Origin of the sequence: Streptomyces sp. CA2R106, from assembly GCF_037034245.1 — a bacterium.
Lineage (GTDB): Bacteria > Actinomycetota > Actinomycetes > Streptomycetales > Streptomycetaceae > Actinacidiphila.
Genome location: NZ_JBAGKC010000021.1, coordinates 94,555 through 113,284 on the forward strand (window position 1 = coordinate 94,555; position 18,730 = coordinate 113,284).

Below are 18,730 nucleotides of genomic sequence, written 5' to 3' on the forward strand. Positions count from 1 at the left end.
TGAGCAGGCGCTTCCCGCCCTCCCCCCCGGGACGGAGCGGGTCCCGCCGGACCCTCGCGGGTCCTGGTTCCGACTGCCTGGGCGCTGATCCGCCGGTCCAGGTCCGTTCCACTCACCGGCTGGAGTTCTCGGTGTCCGAATCCGCAGTGGCTCTTTTCGAGAGCCTCGTCGGCGCTGAGCCGCCGCACGACCCACCCGTCCTGTTCGACACCGCGTGCGTGATGGGCGGGAGCATCGCGGGACTCCTCGCGGCACGGGTGCTCTCCGACCACGCGCGCGAGGTCGTCATCGTCGAGCCCGACGACATATCGGCGCAGGCCCGGTCGCGCCCCGGAGTGCCCCAGGACCAGCAGGTGCACACGCTGCTGCCCGCCGGCCGCCGGTGGATCGAGCGGTGGCTTCCCGGCGTCTCGCAGGAGGCGCGGGACCGCGGCGCGTCGCTGGCCGGACCGGACAAGCAGTTCGTCGGCTACGACGACGCCCGGCAGGCGCCGGACGGCGTGGACCACCAGTTCCTCGCCATCGGGCGTCCGCTGCTGGAGACCCTCGTCCGTGACCGGGTCACCGCCCTGCCCAATGTCTCGGTCCTGCGGGCGCAGGCGACCGGGTTGCGGTGCGGCGGCGGCGCCGTCACCGGTGTGCGCTTCACCGAGGCCGGAACCGGCGGTCAGGGCGAGCGGGCGGAGGGAGTCCTCGCGGCGGACTTCGTCGTGGACGCCATGGGACGCTCCAGCAGGCTCTCGCACTGGCTCGGGCAGGACGGTTACGACCAGCCCCGGCTGGAACGGCTGGAAGCCCCGGTCAACTACGCCACCGCCCTGTTCGAGCGCCAGGCGAAGTTCCCGGAGCTGGAAGTGGCGACGGTGCTGCAACTGTTCACGCCGCAGTACCCGTCGGGCGGGGTGTCCGTCGCCGCGGCGACCGCGGTCGAAGGGCAGCAGTGGCTCGTCATGCTGATGGGCTACGGCGACAACCGGCCCGGCAGGACGATCGACGAGTTCCGCGCGCACTGTGCCGCGCTGCCTCCGGTCTTCAACGACGTCACCAGCGGCGGCGTCACCCGCGACGTGGTGACGTACCACCAGGCGGAGAGCCGGCGGCGCCACTTCGCCGAGGCCGAACGCCTGCCGGCGCGCCTGGTCAGCGTGGGGGACGCCGTGGCGTCCTTCAACCCGGTTTACGGCCAGGGCATGAGTTCCGCCGCGCTGCACGCCTCCTGCCTGGCCTCCTACCTCGGCAGTGGCGCCGACCTCGACGAGGCCGCCACCGAGTTCTTCCGCCTCCAGCAGGTGGTCGTCGACGCGGCCTGGGCCGTGTCCGCGGGCGGAGACGCCGCCCGCCTCGACGCCGAGAACGGGACCGAGGTGTCGGAGGAAGTGCGGCAGCAGCGCCTGGCCATGGCACAGATCGTCGGTGCCTCCCTCGTCGACCCGGAGGTGTCAAAAGCGTTCAACAACGTGTCCTACATGCTGCGTCACCCGGGCACGTTGTTCGATCCGGTGATCCTGGCGAAGGCGGCAGCCGCCACCGAGGGAGCTGCGGCGCAGTGACCGGCACCGAGACCGAGACCGCGGTCGACACCGTGATCGACCGGTACGCCGGGCTGTCGGACCGTGCGGTGCACGACGACTCGGCGCTCGAGGAGTTGCTGGCGTGGTTCGCCGCTGAGGCGGCTGTGCGGGTCGGCCCGGAACCGGTCCGCGGCCTTCAGGCCGTCGCACCCCCGCTCATCCTGTGTTCGGAGATCTGAATGCCTGACGTGACCACCGAAGACGGCGTTCGCATCAATGTCGTCGAGAAGGGCCGGGGGGACGGACGCCCCCTCGTCTTCGTCCACGGCCTCGGCGGTTCGAGCCAGATGTGGGAAGGCGTGATGTCCGTACCGGAACTTGCCGACCGCTACCGCCTGCTCGCGTTCGATCTGCGCGGCCACGGCCGCTCCGACACCGATCTCGCGCCCGAACTGCTCACGGCCGACGGTCCGGTGGCCGGCGCGGAACTCTGGTCACGCGACCTGGACGCGGTGCTGGCCGGGACCGTCTCGCCGATCCTGGTCGGCTGGTCCTTCGGCGCCGGCGTCATCCAGTCCTGGCTTCAGACCCATGGCGGGCTCGGGCCGGCGGCAGCCGCCGTCCTGGCCTGCGCGCCCAACGTCAACGGTCCGGTGCCGCTGGACGATCCGGCCGCAGGGCTCGTCACGCCCGAGGCGGTCGGGGCCCTTGTCGGAGCCGCGCACGACGGCACGACGTTCGCCCGCCGCATCCTGGCGAACCGCGCGGACGACACCTCCGCCGACGCCGACGACATCAAGTGCGTCGCCACCATCGCCGAGGCCACGCCGGCCGAGTCGGTCGCCGGGGTACTGCGGCACGTCATCGACTTCCGGCCCTTCCTGTCGAAGCTCAGCGCATCGGCACGCGCGCGGGTCACCGCCGTCATCGCCGACGGCGACCAGATCTTCGACGCCGCCGCCAGCCAGGCGGTCTGGGAGCAGGTGGGGGTCCGGACCGTCCACGTTCCCGGCTCCGGCCACGCACTGCCCATCCGCGAGCCCGACCGTTTCGCACACCTCCTGCTCGGCATCCTCGAGTCAGACGGATGACGGCTCCCGCCACGTCTTGACGCCACCGACGAGGCGGGCCGGCGGCGGTGGCGGCGTCCAGCGAGCAGCGAGCAGCGAGCAGCGGCACACGGTGGCCACATGGTGCTGCCAGGTGACGAACGGACCTCGCGATCCCCGCCATCGCCTCCGTCCAGGGCCTCCCCCGGTTCACCCGCGACGCCGCCGGATTCAAGGGGCTGGACGGCTCCCTGACCGTCGTCGCCATCTGACGCGGAGCGTCCACCGGGTGCGCTGCGCCCGACCGCGGGTCGGAGTCCCGGGCCGGGCAAGGGTGGGATGGGGTGGGGTGGGGTGGCCGCCGCGGCGGTCAGACGTACTCGGCGGGCCGGGGCTGCTGCTCCGAGGCGGCCGTTCCGTCGCGCTTCGCGCGGCCGAGCAGCAGCTGCCCGCGCAGGACGATGGTGCCCAGCCGGACCACGACCTCGCCGAACGCCATCAGGATGAGCGCCACCACCCACGCCTGGGCGCTGGTGATGTCGTGCGCGGCGGAGAAGTGCGCGACGTGGACCTCACCGGAGGGGTGCGAGGACCACACGGCGAAACCGAGCCGGAACCCCATGCTGACCACCCACAGGGCGGCCGCGCCCACGGAGGCGCGTATCCGTACGTGGCCGTCGGCCAGCCGGACGCGGGTGAGCAGACCGCCGACGAGGCCGAAGGCGATGCCCACGGCGACGAAGATGCCCGCCAGCAGCAGGTCGTTGCCGGCGGTGGGGATGTGGTGCAGGTAGGTGGCCGCCGCCCAGCTGATGATGGCCAGCGGCAGCAGCACGGTCCGGACGGTGAGCCGCTCCTCGCGCATCTGCCGGAAGACGATGAGCACGAGGACGATGTCGATGATCCAGTCGGTGGTGGTCATGGCATCGAGCATCCGCTGCGGCGGGCCCCGTTCCCTCAACCCACGGGTTGAGCTCGGGGTGGAGATCGCGTCTCCACCCCCGTCGGCCCCCTGGGGGCTGCCGCCCGATCCGGCCAAAGTAATTATGCAACTTTGTTGAAGGGTTGACCGGCCCGCGCGCCGCCCCTACATATTGGTCTTGACCAATCTGCTCGACGTTTCAGGACCACTTCGTTCACCCCCACGTGCGAAGCGGCCGCCTCGCCCACCCACCGGGTCAGCGGGGCGAGGCGCCGCGACGCAAGAGCGCCCCTCACTCCTGGAGGATTCCCATGCGCGTCGGAAGACACGTTCTGCGCAAGGCACTCATCACCGGCTCGGCACTCGGGCTGACCATCGGCGGCGCGGCCTTCGCGATGGCCTCGGCGCCCGCCGCGCAGGCGGCCTCCACCTGCGCCGCGGCGTGGAGTTCCAGCACGGTCTACACCGCCGGCCAGCAGGCGAGCGAGAACGGGACCAACTACACGGCCAACTACTGGACTCAGGGCAACGACCCCGCGACCAGCAACGGCGGCGCCGGCAGCGGACAGCCCTGGACATCGGCCGGCGCGTGTACCGGCGGGTCCACGGGCGGGACCACCGGCGGGTCCACGGGCGGCTCCACCGGCGGCAGCGGCGGGACCGGCACGGGTTCGGCCAGCGGGCTGCTCTTCAGCCCGTACAAGGACGTCACCATCAACATGAACTGGAACACCTACCAGATGCAGTCGGCCGTGACCGGGTCCGCGCTGCCGGTGGTGGGCTCCGGCAGCCTGGTGTCGCAGTACGTGCCGAACCTGCCCGCGCTCACCGTCTCGTTCGCCACCGGTGCCTGCGGCAGCGAGAACTGGGGCGGCGTCCCGGGTGCCTCCTGGGCCGCCGAGAACGTGCCGCAGCTGAAGTCCGCCGGGCTGAACTACGTCGTGTCCACCGGCGGCGCGGCCGGAAGCTTCACCTGCGGCTCGACGGCGGGCATGGAGTCGTTCATCGCCCGCTACGCCAGCCCCAACCTGGTCGGCATCGACTTCGACATCGAAGGCGGCCAGAGCGCGTCGGACATCCAGAACCTGGTCGCCGCGGCGGCCGGCGCGCAGGCGCAGTACCCGAACCTCCAGTTCTCCTTCACCCTCGCCACGCTGGGCGCGTCCGACGGCGGCTACGGCGGCGTGAACTCGCTCGGCGACACGGTCGTCAAGGCGGTCCTCGCCTCCAACCTCCAGAAGTACGTCATCAACCTGATGACCATGGACTACGGCAACGCCTCCAGCAGCGTGTGCGTCGTCTCCGGCGGCACCTGCGAGATGGCGCAGTCGGCGATCCAGGCCGTGAAGAACCTGGAGCACACCTACGGGGTCCCGGCGAGCAAGATCGCCGTCACCCCGATGATCGGCATGAACGACGCCACCAGCGAGACCTTCACCGCCGCGGACGTGGACACGCTGTCGTCGTACGCGGTCAGCAACGGCCTGGCCGGGCTGCACTACTGGTCGCTGGACCGGGACACGCCCTGCTCGTACACGTACGCCTCCCCCACCTGCAACTCCGTCCCCAGCACGACTGCGCTGGAGTACACGAAGAAGTTCCTGAGCGACCTCGGGCACTGACCGCCCCGCCGCGATCGGGCCGCGCACGGCACCCCCGTGCGCGGCCCGCCGTCGTCACGGCGTGGCGCGGGCCTCCAGGTGCATCTGGACGAAGGCTTCGACCTTGGCACGGATGATCCAGGGATCGAACGGCTTGACCAGGTAGTCGACGGCGCCCGCGGTGTAACCGCGGAAGATGTGCGCCGGGTCGTGGTCCATGGCGGTCAGGAAGACGATGGGGATGTTGCGGGTGCGGGCCCGGCGTTTGATGTGGAGGGCCGTTTCGTAGCCGTCCATGTCCGGCATCTGCACGTCGAGCAGGATGACGGCGAACCCTTCGCTGTCCAGCAGGGCCTTGAGCGCGGCTTGGCCCGAGTCCGCGGTCACGACCTCGTGCCCCAGACCGGCCAGCACCGCCTCGAGTGCGAGAAGGTTGGGCTGCTTGTCGTCCACGATCAGGATGCGCGCCGGGTTCCGCAACATCGCCTCGGCCGGGGGGGCCAGGACAGCGGCAGGGGCCTGCTCGATCGTGCCGAGTGCGGGCAACGGCCCTTCGGCGATGGCAAGTTGCCGTTCCAGGACGTCGCACCGGGACTCCGCGAGCATGACCCGCAGCCGGGTCTCCTCGAGCTCCGTCTCCAGTGTCCTGACCTGGCTCTCCAGTCGCCGGCGCTCGGCGAGCAGGTCGTCCACGCTGCCCGACCCGTCCGGCGGCAGCTGGGTCGATGTGCGTTCGGCCAACCACTGCGACTCCAGCAGACTGAAACGCACTTCGAGGTCGGCGATGCGGTGCTGGCGGTCCAGCAACGCATCGCCGAGCACGTCCTCCTGCGCGGTGGCGCGGCGTGCCTCACGGTCGGCGTCGGCCAGTTGCTGCTGAAGGACCTGCACCCCGTCCGCCGGGGGGACACCGCCCTGGACCGCGAGGCGGTGCAGTTCACGGACGCGTTCCAGGGTCAGCGGCGTCGCCGGAGCGCCGTGATCCGCGGCGAGGTCGGCGAAGAGTTCGACCACGAACTCCCAGGGCGGCACCCGCGTGCCGCCCAGGTAGCGGGAGACCGTCCCGGCGTCGCGGTAGCGCCGGGCAGCGTACCGACGCACCGATACCCCCAAGCCGGCGAAGAGCGTACGCAGCGCCTGCGCGAACGCTCGGCAGTCGTCGTCCAACTCTTCGGCCAGCGGCCTTAATTCGCCCATCCCTCCGTGCCCTCCTGTCCACAGGTCTCCGCACCGGGCGGTTCTGGTCCGATGCCAAGCATGGCGTCGGCTCCTCTCACTCGGGCCCGGTACCGCCGATGAGCCGATCGAAGAAGGGAACCGCCACACCGAAAGTCCCTGCTCCGCACAGAACACACTGGGTGGGCTCGACGCCGCCCACCGCGGACACCACTCCGGCGCCGAGTCCCGCCAGCACGGCCAGAGTGAAGACCAGCGCCGCTCTGACGGTCAGTAACGGTGTACGCACTGAAGACCTCTTTCCGCGGCGGGTGCCGCCGCACGCCCTGCCCGGCCGATCGGCCCGACGGCATCCAGACTGGCGGCACGCAACACCGTTGCGGCCCGCAACGGGACCCACCGCAGCGGACGGGCAACACCCTGGCAGCAGTCGGGTGACACGGCTGCCCGGAAGCGTCGCGTCAGGCGGTCGCCAGGCGGTGGGCGAGGTGGGTGAGGTGCGGGAGTCGGAGGGTTCGGTGGGGGGCCGGCGTTGCCGGGAGGGGGACGTGGAGCGGGGTGGTCCAGCGGGCGGGGACGGCGGTGATGCCGTGGAGTGCGCCGGCCAGGGCGCCGGTGACCGCCGCGACGGTGTCGGTGTCGCCGCCGAGGTCGATCGCTGCGCGGACCGCGTGCTCGTACGAGGTGGTGGTGCGCACCGCCCAGACCGCGGAGCCGAGGCAGGGCCAGACGGCGCCGTTGAACTCGGAGGCCCGGGAAGGGTGCCAGTCGGGGGCCAGGACGGTCGCGTAGCGGTCGCGGTGGTCGTCGTGGGCGGCGGCGAGGGTGGCGGGGATCGCGGTGAGCGGGTCGCCGCCGGACAGCGCGACGCGCAGCAGTTCGTGGAGGATCGCGGTGCCCTCCCACGCCGCCGGGTCCCCGTGCGTGAGGGCGGACAGCCGGCGTCCGGCCTCCATCGTGGCGCTGCGGCCGTGTGCGGCGAAGTAGACCGCGGAGGTGGCCGCGCGCATCAACGCGCCGTTGCCGGCGGCGCGTTGGTTGGTGCGGAAGTGCTCCGCGGCGGCACTGTCCCAGGGCAGGCCGTTGGTCAGGACGTCCTCGGTCTGCAGGCCGATGTCCTTCGGGTCGGCCGCAGCCCACCGCCGGAAGCGCGCGAACACGTCCGGCAGGTCCAACCCGCCCCGTTCCAGGAGCGATTCGCCGACGTGCACCGCCATCTGCGTGTCGTCCGTGGCCTCGCCGGGCTCCCAGCCGCCGCCACCGCACATCTCCCCGCCGCCACCGGGGCGGGGGAAGCGGGCCGAGAAGGCGCCCGCCGGGCCGAACTCGAACGGCGCGCCCAGCGCGTCTCCTACGGCCGAACCGACCACCGCGCCGGCGGCGCGGTCCTCGCGGGGTGTCATTTCGGCAGCCGTGGGGTCGGGGCGCCGGGGGTGCGGGCGAGCTCGTGGAGGAGGTGGATCGGGTGGAGCAACGCGTCGTAGGACAGGGGCAGTTGGCGGGTTCGGGCCATGTGGAGGAAGGTGCGCAGGCCCGGCAGGAGGTAGTGGTCGCCGAGGGTGAGGGTGCGCTGGGTGAGGTGGGTGCGGGTGGCGGCCATGGCGTGGAAGGGGATCTGCGCGGTCTCGGTGGGGCGTACGAGGGTGACGACGACGCGGGTGGTGCCGGCGGTGGTGGTCGCGGTGAGGGTCGTGGGGGTGCGGGCCACGTGGATGTCGCCGAGGGGGCCGGGGGCCAGGCGCAGGGCCGTGTCGACGGCGTGGATGCCGTAGAAGAAGACACCGCCGTACGGGCCTTGCGGGTCGGCGGGGCCGGACACGGCGACGACCTCCGCCCCGCCGTGGGCCGCGGTCTCGGCGGCGAGGGCGTCGGTGTCGGGCAGCGCGCGCAGCGCCGAGTACGAGGTGAGCGGCGCGTCGTGGGCGCGGGCGGCGGCGATGATCGCCTCCGCGTCCGCGATGTCGCAGGCCAGCGGCTTGTCCACGAAGACCGGCAGGCCCTGTTCGAGGAAGGGCACGGCGTGGGCGCGGTGCAGGGCGCCGTCGCGGTCGGTGACCATCACGGCGTCGACCAAGCCCAGCAGATCGGTAGGCACTTCGACGATCCGCTCCAACCCGCCCTTCGCGCACAGGAGTTCGTTGCGCTCCGAGGCGCCGCCGCTCAGCGCGACCACGCGGGCATCGCCGCCCAGGGCCTCGACGTTAAGGTGGTGCACGATGTGGTCGACATGGCTGCTCTCGGTGCCGACGATGCCGATGCGCATGACCCTCCTCCGCCGCCCGGGGTACGGGACCAGGCCACCGGCGGTCAGTGAGGATCGTACGGGTCGCGGATCGTGTGGCGGCGGTGGGCGGCCTCGAGGACGTCCGGGGGGAAGCGGTCGCCGGCCACGTAGTGGCGCCCCTTGGTCTGCCCGACGGCGGCGAGGATTCCCGACCTGACGAGGGCCTGCATGTCCCGCGTGGCCTGCTGGGAGTTGAGTCCTTCGCTCTTCTCGTAGCGCGAGCGGCGCACCCGCCCGGTGATGGCCACCTCGTGCAACGCGGAGACCTGCCGTTCGCTGACGCCGAGCGCCGCGGAGTAGCCGTCGAGCAGGACCCACACATCCGTCGAACGTTCCACACGATGGCGTACGCGCTGCGCCTGCTCGTGATAGGCGCGCAGGTTGAAGGAGATCCACGGCCCCGTGTCGCGCTCCGGCGAGTACACGGGGCCGCCGACGTCACGGAGCACCTTGTAGTAGTCCCACGTATGCCCGGGCATCCCCAGCCATTCCTCGACCGAGGAGAACTCGGGTGCCAGAACATGCTCCCTGGCGATGACGAGGGTTTGCAGGCTGCGCGACATCCGGCCGTTGCCGTCGACCCACGGGTGGATCTTCACGAGGTTGAGGTGGGCCATGGCGGCACGGATCAGGGGGTCCACATCGAGGTCGCCCTCGTTGAGCCAGTCCACCAGCTCGCCGACGAGTGCGGGCAGGCGGTCCTCGTGCGGACCTTCGTACTCGACGCTGAGCGGATCGCCCGCGGCACTGATGAAGATGGGCATCGGACGCCATTGCCCGGCCGGCCTGCGGCGGCTGTGGTGATGGCCTTGCAGCATCCAGTGCAGGGCGTTGAGGAGCCCCTTGCTGTAGGTGAAATCCGCGACGTCGTACAGCGACTGGATGTAGGTCATCATCTGCTGACAGGCCAGGGTCTCCGCCTTGTCGGCCTCGCTGGCGTCGATGCCCTCCCGTTCACCGTCCATCAGGTCGGCGACGTCACGCACGTCGACCTGGAAGCCCTCGATCGTGTTGGACGCGGCGATCGCCGACGCCGTCAGCGCACGGCGCAGGTCCTGCGTCCACTTCGACGGCGCCTGGCTCACCGCGTGCCGCAGCTCCGAGCGCATCCCGACGACCTCTGCCAGAACGCGCTCGTCGTCGGGGGTCAGGGTCGGCGTCGCATAGAGCATGCGTCCAATGATACCTACTAACTATCATTGCCGCATGACCCGACGCCGGCCGTCGGAACGCGGGCGCCGGCGCGGGTGTCGGCCCTGATGCCGGCGCGGCGGGCCCGGACGGTCAGGTGGTGGACTGGAGGCGGAGGCCGGCGAGGGTGAGTTCCAGGGCGGAGCGGAACTGGTCGATGTCGTCGTGGCCGTCGAACTCGTCGACGATCTCGAGGACGAAGGGGAACTCCTCGGGGTCGAGTTCGCGCCAGGCCTGGGCGTAGCGGCCGAGGTACTCCTCGCGGCTCACGGCGCCGCCGAGGACCTCCTGGGGCGGCTCCTGCCCGAGGTCGACCGCGGAGCCGACGACGACGCCGATGACCGCGGACACCGCGTGGAAGCGCTGGAGGGCGTCGAGGTCGAGGCGGAGGGTCTGCCGGCCGAGCCGCTCGTACAGGCGCAGGGAGTTGCCCTGGACGCCGACATTGCGCATGAAGTACGAGCCCAGCCAGGGCCGGGCCACGATCGCGTCGAAGAGCGTCAGCGCCATGTCGCGGAGGGCGTCGATCGGGTCGTCGCGCTCGGGGAGCGCCTCGAGGTCGGCGAGCACCGAGCCGATGACGTGGTCGGTGGCGCGGTCGAGCAGTTCCTCCTTGTTCGCGACGTACCAGTAGATGCTGGCGACGCCGCCGCCGAGCCGCTGCGCGAGCGCCCGGAAGGTCAGCGCGGGTTCCCCCGCCTCGTCGAGCAGGGCCACCGCCTCGGTGAGTACGGACTCCATCGAATGCGACGCACGCCGGCGCCCTGCCCCCGGGCGGCTCCTCACCTCTGCCATGGCTCACATCCCCACGCGACTTGCTCTCGATCGAACGTTGTTCTATCTTAGCTCATCGTACGCCGTTCGATATTCAAACCCCGTTCGATAGCCGAACCTCGTTCGATAGGAGGGCCGCCATGACCACCGCCCCGCCTCCCCAGACCGCGCCATCCGCCACCTATCCGTCCCTGCGGGCGGCCTGGATTCCGCTGGCCGCCCTCTGCCTGGCCTTCTTCGTCGAGATGGTCGACAACACGCTGCTGTCGATCGCGCTGCCCACCATCGGCCGCGACCTCGGCAGCGGCACCACCGCGCTCCAGTGGGTCACCGGCGCGTACTCACTGACCTTCGGCGGCCTGCTGCTCACCGCCGGGTCGATGGCCGACCGGCTCGGCCGCCGCCGGGTGCTGCTGGTCGGCCTCGCCGTGTTCGGCGCGCTGAGCCTGTGCGTGATCGCCGTCACCACCGCGGGCGAGCTGATCGCGCTGCGGGCCGCGCTCGGTGTCGCGGCCGCCGCGATGGCCCCCATCACGAACTCGCTGGTCTTCCGGCTGTTCGACGACAAGGCGCTGCGGATGCGCGCCATGACCGTGATGATCATCGTCGGCATGTCCGGCTTCGTCCTCGGCCCGCTGCTCGGCGGCACCGCGCTCGCCCATGTGCGGTGGGAGTGGCTGCTCGTCGTCAACGCCCCGATCGCGCTGATCGCGTGCATCGGCGTCCGGCTCGGCGTCCCGGCCGACCGTCCGGAGGGCCTGACCCGCGACGCGCTCGACCTGCCCGGCGCCGTTCTGAGCATCAGCACCATCGGGCTCGCCTGCTACGCCCTGACCAGCGGCGTCGACAACGGCTGGCAGTCCGCGGCCACCGTCGGGTCGATCGCCGGCGCCCTCGTGGCCGGGATCGCGTTCGTCTGGCACGAGCGGCGCAGCAAGGAGCCCATGCTCGACCTGCGGCTGTTCTCCAACGGCACCGTCCGCGGCGCCGCCATCGCGCAGATCGGCATGGCGATCGCGATGGCCAGCGTGATGTTCGGGCTGATCCTGCACTTCCAGTACGCCTACGGGTGGAGCCCGGTGCGGGCGGGCCTGGCGAACCTGCCGATCATCGTGACGTTGCTCGGCGCCACCCCCCTGTCGGAGTGGCTCGCGCGCCGGTTCGGCCACCGCGTCGCCTGCCTGGTCGGCTCGGTCTGCCTCGCAGCGGCGCTGGGCGGGATGTCCTGGGGCGTCTACCACGGGTACGCCGTCATCGCCGTCTGCATGGTGGTCATGACGGTGGGGCTGCGCACCATCATGACGATCTGCGCGGTCGCGCTCGTCGACGCGATGCCGGCCAACCGCACGTCCATCGGCGCGGCCCTCAACGACACCGCCCAGGAGGTCGGCTCCAGCATCGGCACCGCCGTGGTCGGCACCCTCATCGCCGCGCTGGTCACCACCCAACTCCCGGCAGGCACCTGGAGCCGGAGCCTCGTCGAGTCCTTCTTCCACGGCGAGCGGATCACCTACGGCGTGATCGCCGTCGCCGTCGGCCTGATCGCCGCGGGCGGCTCGCTGAGCCTGACGAACTCCCACAGCGTCGAGGAGCACCACGACGAGGACCCGGACGACGCGGACCGCGCCGCCGCGGAACGCCCCGACGGGGTCCCGGCCTGACCGCGGCTCCCGCCGCGAACAGCGGCGGGAGCCGGGCGGAGCCGTCAGCGGGGGCGTCGGCGGATGCCGGGACAGGGTCGGGGCGGGGGGAGCCGTAGCGCAGGGGTCGACGCGCGGTCTCCAAAACCGCGAGGACGCCGGTTCGCATCCGGTCGGCTCCACCCACCCGCCCGGCGAGCGCCGAAACGACGGGCCCTCCTCCTCAGCCCGCGGGAGCTGCCCGCCTCGTACCAGCCCGTCGGTCGTTCGCCGGTTCATGGGCAGTGAGCGAGAGCCGGCCGCTGTCATCCGGTACGGCGACGACGTCGACCAGGAGCGTGCCGCCCTCATCGAAGCGCAGCGTGAAGAGCGGGTCGAGTTCCATCAGGAAGTCGAAGCCCTCCTGGTCCTCCGGGGACAGTGCAGGTGTGAACCAGGCTTCACACGTCCACTCGTGGGCAGCGCGGATGGTGACGTACACGCCGAGGCGGGCCAGGCACGTCGACGAGTTGGCCCACCACTCGATGGTCGCCGTGCCCTCGTGGTGGTCAGGCATCGCCGGCTCCTTCCGTGGGCGGGGGTCAGGGGTGGTGGAGGAGGGTGCGGTGGAGGTCGTCGAGGCTGTCGGAGAGGTGGCGGTGGAGGGACGGGGGGAGGTCGGTGCGGGTGAGGAGGTGGTGGGCGGCGCGGAGGGTGTCGGGGTGGGGGGTGGTGGGGAAGAGGCGGCGGGCGAGGGCGGTGGTGACGGCGGGGCCGCGGTCGGCGGCGGTGGGGAGTTCGTCGAAGTAGCGCTGGGCGTAGGCGTGTTGGGTGGTGGGTGAACCGGAGTGCCAGAAGCCGTCGGCGGTGGCGGCGAGGAGGGGACCGGTGAGGGCGCCGGGGGTGAACAGTTGCTGCCAGGCGCGGGCTTTGGCGGCGTCGTCCGGGAGGGCGGCGCGGGCGCGGGCGGCGCCCAGTGCGGCGGCGTCGCTGGGGTCGGCGGTGAGTTCGGCGGCGATCCGCTCCTCGTCGACGGTCCCGGTCGCGGCGAGCCGGACCAGCGCGGCCCAGCGCAGGTCGGTGTCCAGGGTGAGGCCGTCGGGCAGGTCGCGGTCTTCCAACCAGGCGGTGAGCTCGGCGAGTTGTGCCTCCCCCGTCGCGTGGGCGATCACGCCGTGCAGGGCGGCGATGCGCAGCCCGGGCCCGGCGTCAGGTGCGGCCAGCAGGGCGCGGGCGGCGGCGCCGATCCGCAGTCGGGCGGCGGGCCGATCGGCTGGGCCGAGGTAACGGGCGACGACGTGGCCCCGGGTGAAGTCGAGTACGCCCGTCACGATGCTGTCCGAGCGCTCGGCCGGCAGATGGGCGGCGACGAGGTCGAGATAGGCGGCGGCCGGGAGTTCGGCGTCGCGGGTCAGGTCGCGGAGGTGCTCCCACAGCACCGCGCGGCTCAACTCGTCCTCGATGGCCGACAGTTCCGCGGCAACGGTCTGCGCCGAACGGGCGTCGAGCCGGATACGGGCCCACGTCAGGTCGCCGTCGTTGGGCAGGATCAGGGCCGGGCGCGGGCCGCCGGTCAGCTCGGGCAGCGGGGTACGGCTGCCGGGCGCGGCGTCCACGTCCAGCCGGCGGTGCGCCACGAGCGCGCCGCCGTCCCATTCGTACACGCCCAGACGCAGCCGGTGCGGGCGGGTGCCGTCGTTGACCAGGACGGCCGAGGCGACGGCTCCTTCCGGCGCATCGGCTTCCGGCCCGGTCCCAGCCCCAGCCCCCACCTCGGCCGCAGCCCCGACCTCGACCTCGACCCGCAGCGTGTCCACGCCAGTGGTCCGCAGCCATGCGTCGGCCCACCCCGGCACCTCCGGCCCTGCCGCGGCGGCGAGCGCGTCGATGAAGTCAGCCAGCTCGGCGTTGCCCCAACTATGCCGCGCGAAGTACGTGTTGAGCCCGTCGAAGAACGCCTCGTCGCCGAGCCGGTGCATGAGCTGGTGGAGCGCGGACGCGCCCTTCGCGTACGAGATGCCGTCGAAGTCGGCGAGCGCCTCGGCGGCGGAGCCGGCGCCGGTGGCTGCGACCGGGTGCGTGGTGGCGCGCTGGTCGGCGTCGTAACCCCAGCCCTTGCGGGCGGAGAAGAGCGTCCAGGAGCTGGTGTAGCCGGTGGCCTCGGCCGCGATCCGGTAGCCGAGCACCTCGGCGAAGGACTCGTTCAGCCACACGTCGTCCCACCAGCGGAGGGTGACGAGGTTGCCGAACCACATGTGCGCCATCTCGTGGCACACCACCATGGCCCGCTGGGCGCGCTGCGCGTCGGTCGGCGCGGAGCGGAAGAGCATCTTGTCCTCGAAGGTGACACAGCCCGGGCTCTCCATCGCCGCCCAGTTCAACTCGGGCAGGAACGCCTGGTAGTAGCCGCCGTCGAAGGGGTACCGCACGTCGAAGAGCTGGTGCAGGCGGTCGAAGGAGGCGCCCATCAGAGCAAACAACTCCGGCGCTTCGCGGTCGAGTTCGGCGGCGAGCGAGCGGCGCGCGTACAGGCCGAGCGGAATGCCGTCGTGTTCGGCGCGCACCTGGTGCAGGGGGCCGGCGACGACCGCGGTCAGGTAGGTGGAGATCGGGCCGATCGCGCCGACCTGCCACCTGCCGTCGGGCAGCGCCGTGGTGGCGCCGTTGCCGATCACCGTCCACCCCTCGGGGGCGGTCACGGTGAAGGTGAAGGGCGCCTTCAGGTCCGGCTGGTCGAAGCAGGCGAAGACCTTCGGGGCGAGGTCGGGCGCGCAGGCGGTGTACACGTACGTCTCGCCGTCGGCCGGGTCGGTGAAGCGGTGCAGGCCCTCGGCGGTGTGCGAGTAGGGCAGGTCGGCCTCGACCAACAGCTCGTTGGCAGCGGTGAGTTCGGGCAGCGGGAGGCGGTTGCCGTCGAGCGTGGCGGGGTCGAGCGGGCGGCCGTTCAGCTCGGCACGCAGCAGCACCGAGGGTTCGATGTCCACGAAGGACGCCGCGCCGGGCTCGGCGCAGTCGAACCGGATCACGGTGGTGCTGCGGAAGGTGTCCGCACCGCGGGTGATGTCCAGGGCGACGGCGTACGAGCGGACGTCGAGCAGCTGGGCGCGGACCTGGGCTTCGTCACGGAGCAGGGCTGGCATGCCCGCATGCTGTCCCACGGCGGCCCGCCGGACAACCCGATTCCGCAGGCAGCGAACCGCCAGGACGTACCCTCTCGGACCGTATCCTGTCGGGACGTACCGCCCGCGGCCGGTCGCGGACACCCCGGCCCGGTCCGGCACGCGCTCCTGCCGCCCGGTCCGGCCCATTCCGTTTCGACCGGCCGCGGGCACGGAATACTTGCCACGTGAGCCCCGTAAGCACCTTTGTTCCCCCAGGGGTTCACCTTTCGCGGTGAGCTTTCTGGGCCCCGGGGATCGATGCCGGAGCGCAGCGGGCTCTCTTCGAACGTCCGAATCGCCCGTTCGCGTCTGCGCGCTGTGTGGAGGTGTCCATGAAGCTGGTGCGGTTGGTCAAGAGGTTCCGTCCGGAGAAGAGCCTGAAGGCGTACGCCTGGTACGGCTGGGTCTGACGGCGGCGGCCGCGCCGGACCCGGGCCCGCCTGCACGGGCCCGGGTCCGGCGTTCCGCAGCCCGTCCGAGCAGGCCCGTGCCGGCCGGCGACCGGAGAGCCCGCCGCCCGCCCCCGCCCACCCGCACCCGGCCCGCCCACCCGCCTCCAGGGAGTCCGCGCATGCCCGAGCTACGTGCCGGTGGCCGCACCCGGCCGGTGGAGTTCGCCCCGAGAATCCAGGCGCTGCTCGACCGCCACCTCGGCAGCCCGCTGTTCCGCCTGGAGCCCGACACCGTCGGCCTGGCGGGCCCCGACCTGATGAACGGCGTCCTCGCCACCCGGCCCGCGAACGCCGCCGAGCGCCCGACGTTCAAACCCGTCCGCGGCCGCCTCGTCGACCGTACCGACGCCGCCGCCTTCATGCAGGCCGTCGGCGGCGACGTACGGGCCGCGCTGCAACGGACCGGCGGGCCCGTGCCGGACCTCAGCGGCACCTGGCCGCACGTCGCCCACACCTACCTGCGGGACCTCGTCTTCGGCGACGAGAGCCTGCGCTTCCGCGTGCTGGTCGACCGGCGCCTCGAACTCACCCCGAAGATCACCTGGTCCGCCGTCGCCTCGGGCGCCGCGTTCCTGCGCCCGCCGCGCCGGGACGTACCCCTGTCGCGGCTGGCCGCGCTGGTGCTCGGCTCGACGTCGTACGCCGACCGGCGCTATGCGATGTACCTGTACCGGCGGGTGGCGGCGCCGGTGTGCTTCACCGTCTCCGCCCTGGTCACCAACGCGCTGTGGCTCGGGGCGCCGTTCGCCGACGACGTGCCGGACCGCAACGTCATCCTGGAGGCGCTGCGGCTGCTGCCGCCGTCATGGAACATCCTCCGCGTCGCCTCACCGGAGTTCGCCGCGGTCGACGCCCGCATCCGCGCCGACGACGACGTCCTGCTGCTGCCGCTGCTCAGCCACCGGGACCCCGGACTGTGGGAGGACCCGGCCGAGTTCGCACCCGAACGCTGGGACGGACTCGACAGCGAGACCCACCCGGGATACCTGCCCTTCGGCCCGGCCTCGGAACGCTGCTGGGGCCGGCACATGGTGCTGCCGCTCGCCGAGCGGCTGCTCACGATCGTCCGGGAGAGCGGTCTGCGCGTCAGCCCCCACCAGACGCGCGCCAAGGTCGAGTTGGACGGCCTGCTGGAGATCGCCGAGCTGCGCATGGTGCGTGGCAGCGGCAACTGAGCGCTGCGCGATACGTGTTGCGAAGCCACGTTGCATAGCCACGTTGCGAAGCCGCCTACGGCCGCCGCCGGTTGCCCCGGCGGCGGCCGCACATCATCGACCGGCGGTGACAGCGCTCAGCTGGTGAACGTGAACCAGTTGATGTTGACGAAGTCCGAACTGCTGCCCGCGAACACCAGGTAGACGTCGTGCACGCCGGTCGCCGAGGCGACCACGTTGGCGGGCACGGTCTGCCAGTTCTGCCAGCCCCCGTTGTTGGCGAAGTCGATCTCGGCGACCTTGGTGCCGCCGGTGCTGTCCAGCCGTACCTGGATCGCGCCGCTGACGCCCGCGTCCGCGCCGGACGCCAGCCGGGCCACGAACTGCTTCGGCGAGGAGGAGCCGAAGTTCACCGAGGAGAACTTCAGCCAGTCGCCGTTGGCGATGTAGCCGACGTCCTGCCCGCCGCCGGAGTCGGTGGTGGACTCGGTCTGGGTGCCGCTCTGCGCGGAGTACGACTCCGCCTGGATGGTGCTGTAGGCGCTGGTGCCGGTGCCCGTACCACCGCCGCCGCCCGTACCCGAGCCGGCGCCCGCGCCGAGCGAGACCGTCCACGACGTGGGGGCGCCGTCCTGGATGTGGCCGTCGACCGGCGCCTGGCCGGTGGGGCCGACGTCGTCGTACGGGAAGGCATAGCCGATGTTCGCGTACTGGTGCACCAGGCGCGCGTAGTGGTTGGTGACCGAGTCCTGGTAGTACTGCGACGCGCTCACGCCGTCGGGCTGGTTGTTGCCGCCGGAGACCAGCAGGCTGCTGCGGTTGATCGCGGCGGCGAGCCGGGCGGCCACCGCGCCGCGCGCGTCCGCGCCGGAGTTGTAGAGCGGGCCCGAGGCGCAGCCGAAGATGTCCACGGCGCTGGGCTTGGTGAAGGCGACACCGTTGTCATTCAGTCCGGAGAACACGATCGCGCCGCCGGAGACGGTGCCGCTGTACGAGCCGATGCTGCCCTGGCCGTTGACGGTGAGCGGGGTGCTCGCGTAGTGCGTCCACACCCGGTTGAGGTAGTCGTCCCAGTAGCCGCCGAAGTCGACGGGCGCGTGCGAGGGCGACAGCACCCGCAGCACTCCGCCGGAGGAGTCGGTGACCACCAGGTGGTCCCACGGGGCGCCGTCGGCGGCGTGCTGGGACTGGAGGCCGGAGGCGATGGACGCCAGCGCGCCGGTGGGCAGCGGGCTGACCGACTGGTTGCCGCTCGCGCCGGTGCTGGCCATGGAGATCGGCAGCGCGACCATGTCGACGTAGGAGATGTTGGCGTAGAGGTTGGCGCTGTTGAAGGTGAACTCGCAGAACGTCCAGTTGGTGTTCCAGTTCGGGTCCGAGCTGACCAGCGCGGGCTGGACGAGCCCGGGGGGAGTGCCGGGGTTGACGAAGAACTGGAGTTTCTGGCCGATCGAGAACCAGACCCGGCCGCCGATGACGTAGTCGGTGAGGTTGACCGTGACCGAGGAGCCGGAGGCGCCGAGCGCGATGGAGTAGTCGGCGATCGGGGTGACCGTCGAGGACGGGTTCGGCAGGCGGTGCGCGGTGCCGTCCGAGGAGACGAAGACCGGCCAACCGCTGCTGTCCGAACCGGAGACGTAGGCGTAGACGGTGCCCTGGCCGGAGTTGTTCGCCAACTTCAGCGGCAGCGAGACACCGGCGGCGGACGCCTGCGGAAGCAGTGACGACAGCGGTGTCAGCGGCGTGAGGGCGGCCGCGGCGCCGGTGACACCGGCGGCGGCGAGAAACGAACGTCGGGAAACCACAGATGCTCCCTGGGGGGTGACGTTCCGTCAG

At 71.9% G+C, this 18,730-nt stretch carries 16 protein-coding genes and 1 tRNA gene; 8 read left to right on the plus strand and 9 right to left on the minus strand.

Features of this window, described 5'->3' with window-relative positions; translation table 11 throughout:
- Positions 1-131 precede the first annotated feature (131 nt).
- The 3 genes from WA788_RS25355 to WA788_RS25365 are packed head-to-tail and all read left to right on the plus strand — an operon-like array spanning position 132 to position 2,602.
- On the plus strand, positions 132-1,550 hold the full coding sequence (locus tag WA788_RS25355; protein WP_335981026.1) for an FAD-dependent oxidoreductase: 1,419 nt from the start codon (positions 132-134) through the stop codon (positions 1,548-1,550).
- Positions 1,547-1,750, plus strand: a complete 204-nt coding sequence (locus tag WA788_RS25360; RefSeq protein WP_335981027.1) for a hypothetical protein — start codon at positions 1,547-1,549, stop codon at positions 1,748-1,750. Before WA788_RS25355 ends, WA788_RS25360 begins: the two co-directional genes overlap by 4 nt.
- Positions 1,751-2,602 carry an alpha/beta fold hydrolase gene (locus WA788_RS25365; RefSeq protein ID WP_335981028.1) on the plus strand — a complete coding sequence of 284 codons (852 nt, stop codon included), beginning with the start codon at positions 1,751-1,753 and terminating at the stop codon, positions 2,600-2,602. It begins immediately after the preceding gene.
- Between the two features lie 328 nt (positions 2,603-2,930).
- Here the strand turns inward: WA788_RS25365 and WA788_RS25370 are convergent, their stop codons facing one another.
- Positions 2,931-3,482, minus strand: a complete 552-nt coding sequence (locus WA788_RS25370) for a hypothetical protein (RefSeq protein ID WP_335981029.1) — start codon at positions 3,480-3,482, stop codon at positions 2,931-2,933.
- A 311-nt stretch (positions 3,483-3,793) separates the two neighbouring features.
- Between WA788_RS25370 and WA788_RS25375 the strand changes: the two genes are divergently transcribed.
- Positions 3,794-5,104, plus strand: coding sequence for a carbohydrate-binding protein (locus tag WA788_RS25375; protein ID WP_335981030.1), 1,311 nt, complete (start codon positions 3,794-3,796; stop codon positions 5,102-5,104).
- Positions 5,105-5,158: 54 nt separating this feature from the next.
- Here WA788_RS25375 and WA788_RS25380 read toward each other — a convergent pair whose 3' ends face one another.
- The 5 genes from WA788_RS25380 to WA788_RS25400 form a co-directional block, all read right to left on the minus strand.
- Entirely contained in the window at positions 5,159-6,280 is a 1,122-nt protein-coding gene (locus WA788_RS25380; RefSeq protein WP_335981031.1) for a response regulator, read from the minus strand.
- Positions 6,281-6,720: 440 nt separating this feature from the next.
- The gene (locus tag WA788_RS25385; protein ID WP_335981032.1) at positions 6,721-7,662 is read right to left on the minus strand and encodes an ADP-ribosylglycohydrolase family protein; all 942 of its coding nucleotides are present in this window, start codon (positions 7,660-7,662) and stop codon (positions 6,721-6,723) included.
- On the minus strand, positions 7,659-8,522 hold the full coding sequence (locus WA788_RS25390) for a Gfo/Idh/MocA family oxidoreductase (RefSeq protein WP_335981033.1): 864 nt from the start codon (positions 8,520-8,522) through the stop codon (positions 7,659-7,661). Before WA788_RS25390 ends, WA788_RS25385 begins: the two co-directional genes overlap by 4 nt.
- Before the next feature lie 44 nt (positions 8,523-8,566).
- Entirely contained in the window at positions 8,567-9,715 is a 1,149-nt protein-coding gene (locus tag WA788_RS25395) for a Fic family protein (protein ID WP_335981034.1), read from the minus strand.
- 112 nt (positions 9,716-9,827) lie between these two features.
- Complete coding sequence (locus WA788_RS25400) at positions 9,828-10,475, minus strand: TetR/AcrR family transcriptional regulator (protein WP_335981036.1); 648 nt, start codon at positions 10,473-10,475, stop codon at positions 9,828-9,830.
- A 173-nt stretch (positions 10,476-10,648) separates the two neighbouring features.
- On the opposite strand from WA788_RS25400, the gene WA788_RS25405 reads away from it, so the two are divergent.
- Positions 10,649-12,169: an MFS transporter gene (locus WA788_RS25405; RefSeq protein ID WP_335981037.1), complete on the plus strand. Its 1,521-nt coding sequence runs from the start codon at positions 10,649-10,651 to the stop codon at positions 12,167-12,169.
- A gap of 88 nt (positions 12,170-12,257) precedes the next feature.
- A tRNA-Trp gene (locus tag WA788_RS25410) sits at positions 12,258-12,330 on the plus strand.
- A 41-nt stretch (positions 12,331-12,371) separates the two neighbouring features.
- Here the strand turns inward: WA788_RS25410 and WA788_RS25415 are convergent.
- The gene (locus WA788_RS25415; RefSeq protein WP_335981038.1) at positions 12,372-12,704 is read right to left on the minus strand and encodes a hypothetical protein; all 333 of its coding nucleotides are present in this window, start codon (positions 12,702-12,704) and stop codon (positions 12,372-12,374) included.
- 25 nt (positions 12,705-12,729) lie between these two features.
- Complete coding sequence (pepN, locus tag WA788_RS25420; RefSeq protein WP_335981039.1) at positions 12,730-15,267, minus strand: aminopeptidase N; 2,538 nt, start codon at positions 15,265-15,267, stop codon at positions 12,730-12,732.
- A gap of 341 nt (positions 15,268-15,608) precedes the next feature.
- On the opposite strand from pepN, the gene WA788_RS25425 reads away from it, so the two are divergent.
- Together WA788_RS25425 and WA788_RS25430 are read left to right on the plus strand one after the other, a co-directional pair.
- A complete protein-coding gene (locus WA788_RS25425; protein ID WP_335981040.1) occupies positions 15,609-15,698 on the plus strand; it encodes a tryptorubin family RiPP precursor in 90 nt (29 codons plus the stop codon).
- 161 nt (positions 15,699-15,859) lie between these two features.
- Entirely contained in the window at positions 15,860-16,915 is a 1,056-nt protein-coding gene (locus tag WA788_RS25430; protein WP_335981041.1) for a cytochrome P450, read from the plus strand.
- A gap of 116 nt (positions 16,916-17,031) precedes the next feature.
- Here the strand turns inward: WA788_RS25430 and WA788_RS25435 are convergent, their stop codons facing one another.
- On the minus strand, positions 17,032-18,699 hold the full coding sequence (locus WA788_RS25435; RefSeq protein ID WP_335981042.1) for a beta-1,3-glucanase family protein: 1,668 nt from the start codon (positions 18,697-18,699) through the stop codon (positions 17,032-17,034).
- Between the last annotated feature and the right edge of the window lie 31 nt (positions 18,700-18,730).

What these genes read in the sequence shown, in the direction of transcription:
- WA788_RS25430 (WP_335981041.1), top strand. Translation starts at nt 15,860, where the DNA reads ATGCCCGAGCTACGTGCCGGTGGCCGCACCCGGCCGGTGGAGTTCGCC.
- WA788_RS25370 (WP_335981029.1), bottom strand. Translation starts at nt 3,482, where the DNA reads ATGACCACCACCGACTGGATCATCGACATCGTCCTCGTGCTCATCGTC.
- WA788_RS25375 (WP_335981030.1), top strand. Translation starts at nt 3,794, where the DNA reads ATGCGCGTCGGAAGACACGTTCTGCGCAAGGCACTCATCACCGGCTCG.
- WA788_RS25385 (WP_335981032.1), bottom strand. Translation starts at nt 7,662, where the DNA reads ATGACACCCCGCGAGGACCGCGCCGCCGGCGCGGTGGTCGGTTCGGCC.
- WA788_RS25390 (WP_335981033.1), bottom strand. Translation starts at nt 8,522, where the DNA reads ATGCGCATCGGCATCGTCGGCACCGAGAGCAGCCATGTCGACCACATC.
- WA788_RS25405 (WP_335981037.1), top strand. Translation starts at nt 10,649, where the DNA reads ATGACCACCGCCCCGCCTCCCCAGACCGCGCCATCCGCCACCTATCCG.
- pepN (WP_335981039.1), bottom strand. Translation starts at nt 15,267, where the DNA reads ATGCCAGCCCTGCTCCGTGACGAAGCCCAGGTCCGCGCCCAGCTGCTC.
- WA788_RS25415 (WP_335981038.1), bottom strand. Translation starts at nt 12,704, where the DNA reads ATGCCTGACCACCACGAGGGCACGGCGACCATCGAGTGGTGGGCCAAC.
- WA788_RS25380 (WP_335981031.1), bottom strand. Translation starts at nt 6,280, where the DNA reads ATGGGCGAATTAAGGCCGCTGGCCGAAGAGTTGGACGACGACTGCCGA.
- WA788_RS25400 (WP_335981036.1), bottom strand. Translation starts at nt 10,475, where the DNA reads ATGGAGTCCGTACTCACCGAGGCGGTGGCCCTGCTCGACGAGGCGGGG.
- WA788_RS25395 (WP_335981034.1), bottom strand. Translation starts at nt 9,715, where the DNA reads ATGCTCTATGCGACGCCGACCCTGACCCCCGACGACGAGCGCGTTCTG.
- WA788_RS25365 (WP_335981028.1), top strand. Translation starts at nt 1,751, where the DNA reads ATGCCTGACGTGACCACCGAAGACGGCGTTCGCATCAATGTCGTCGAG.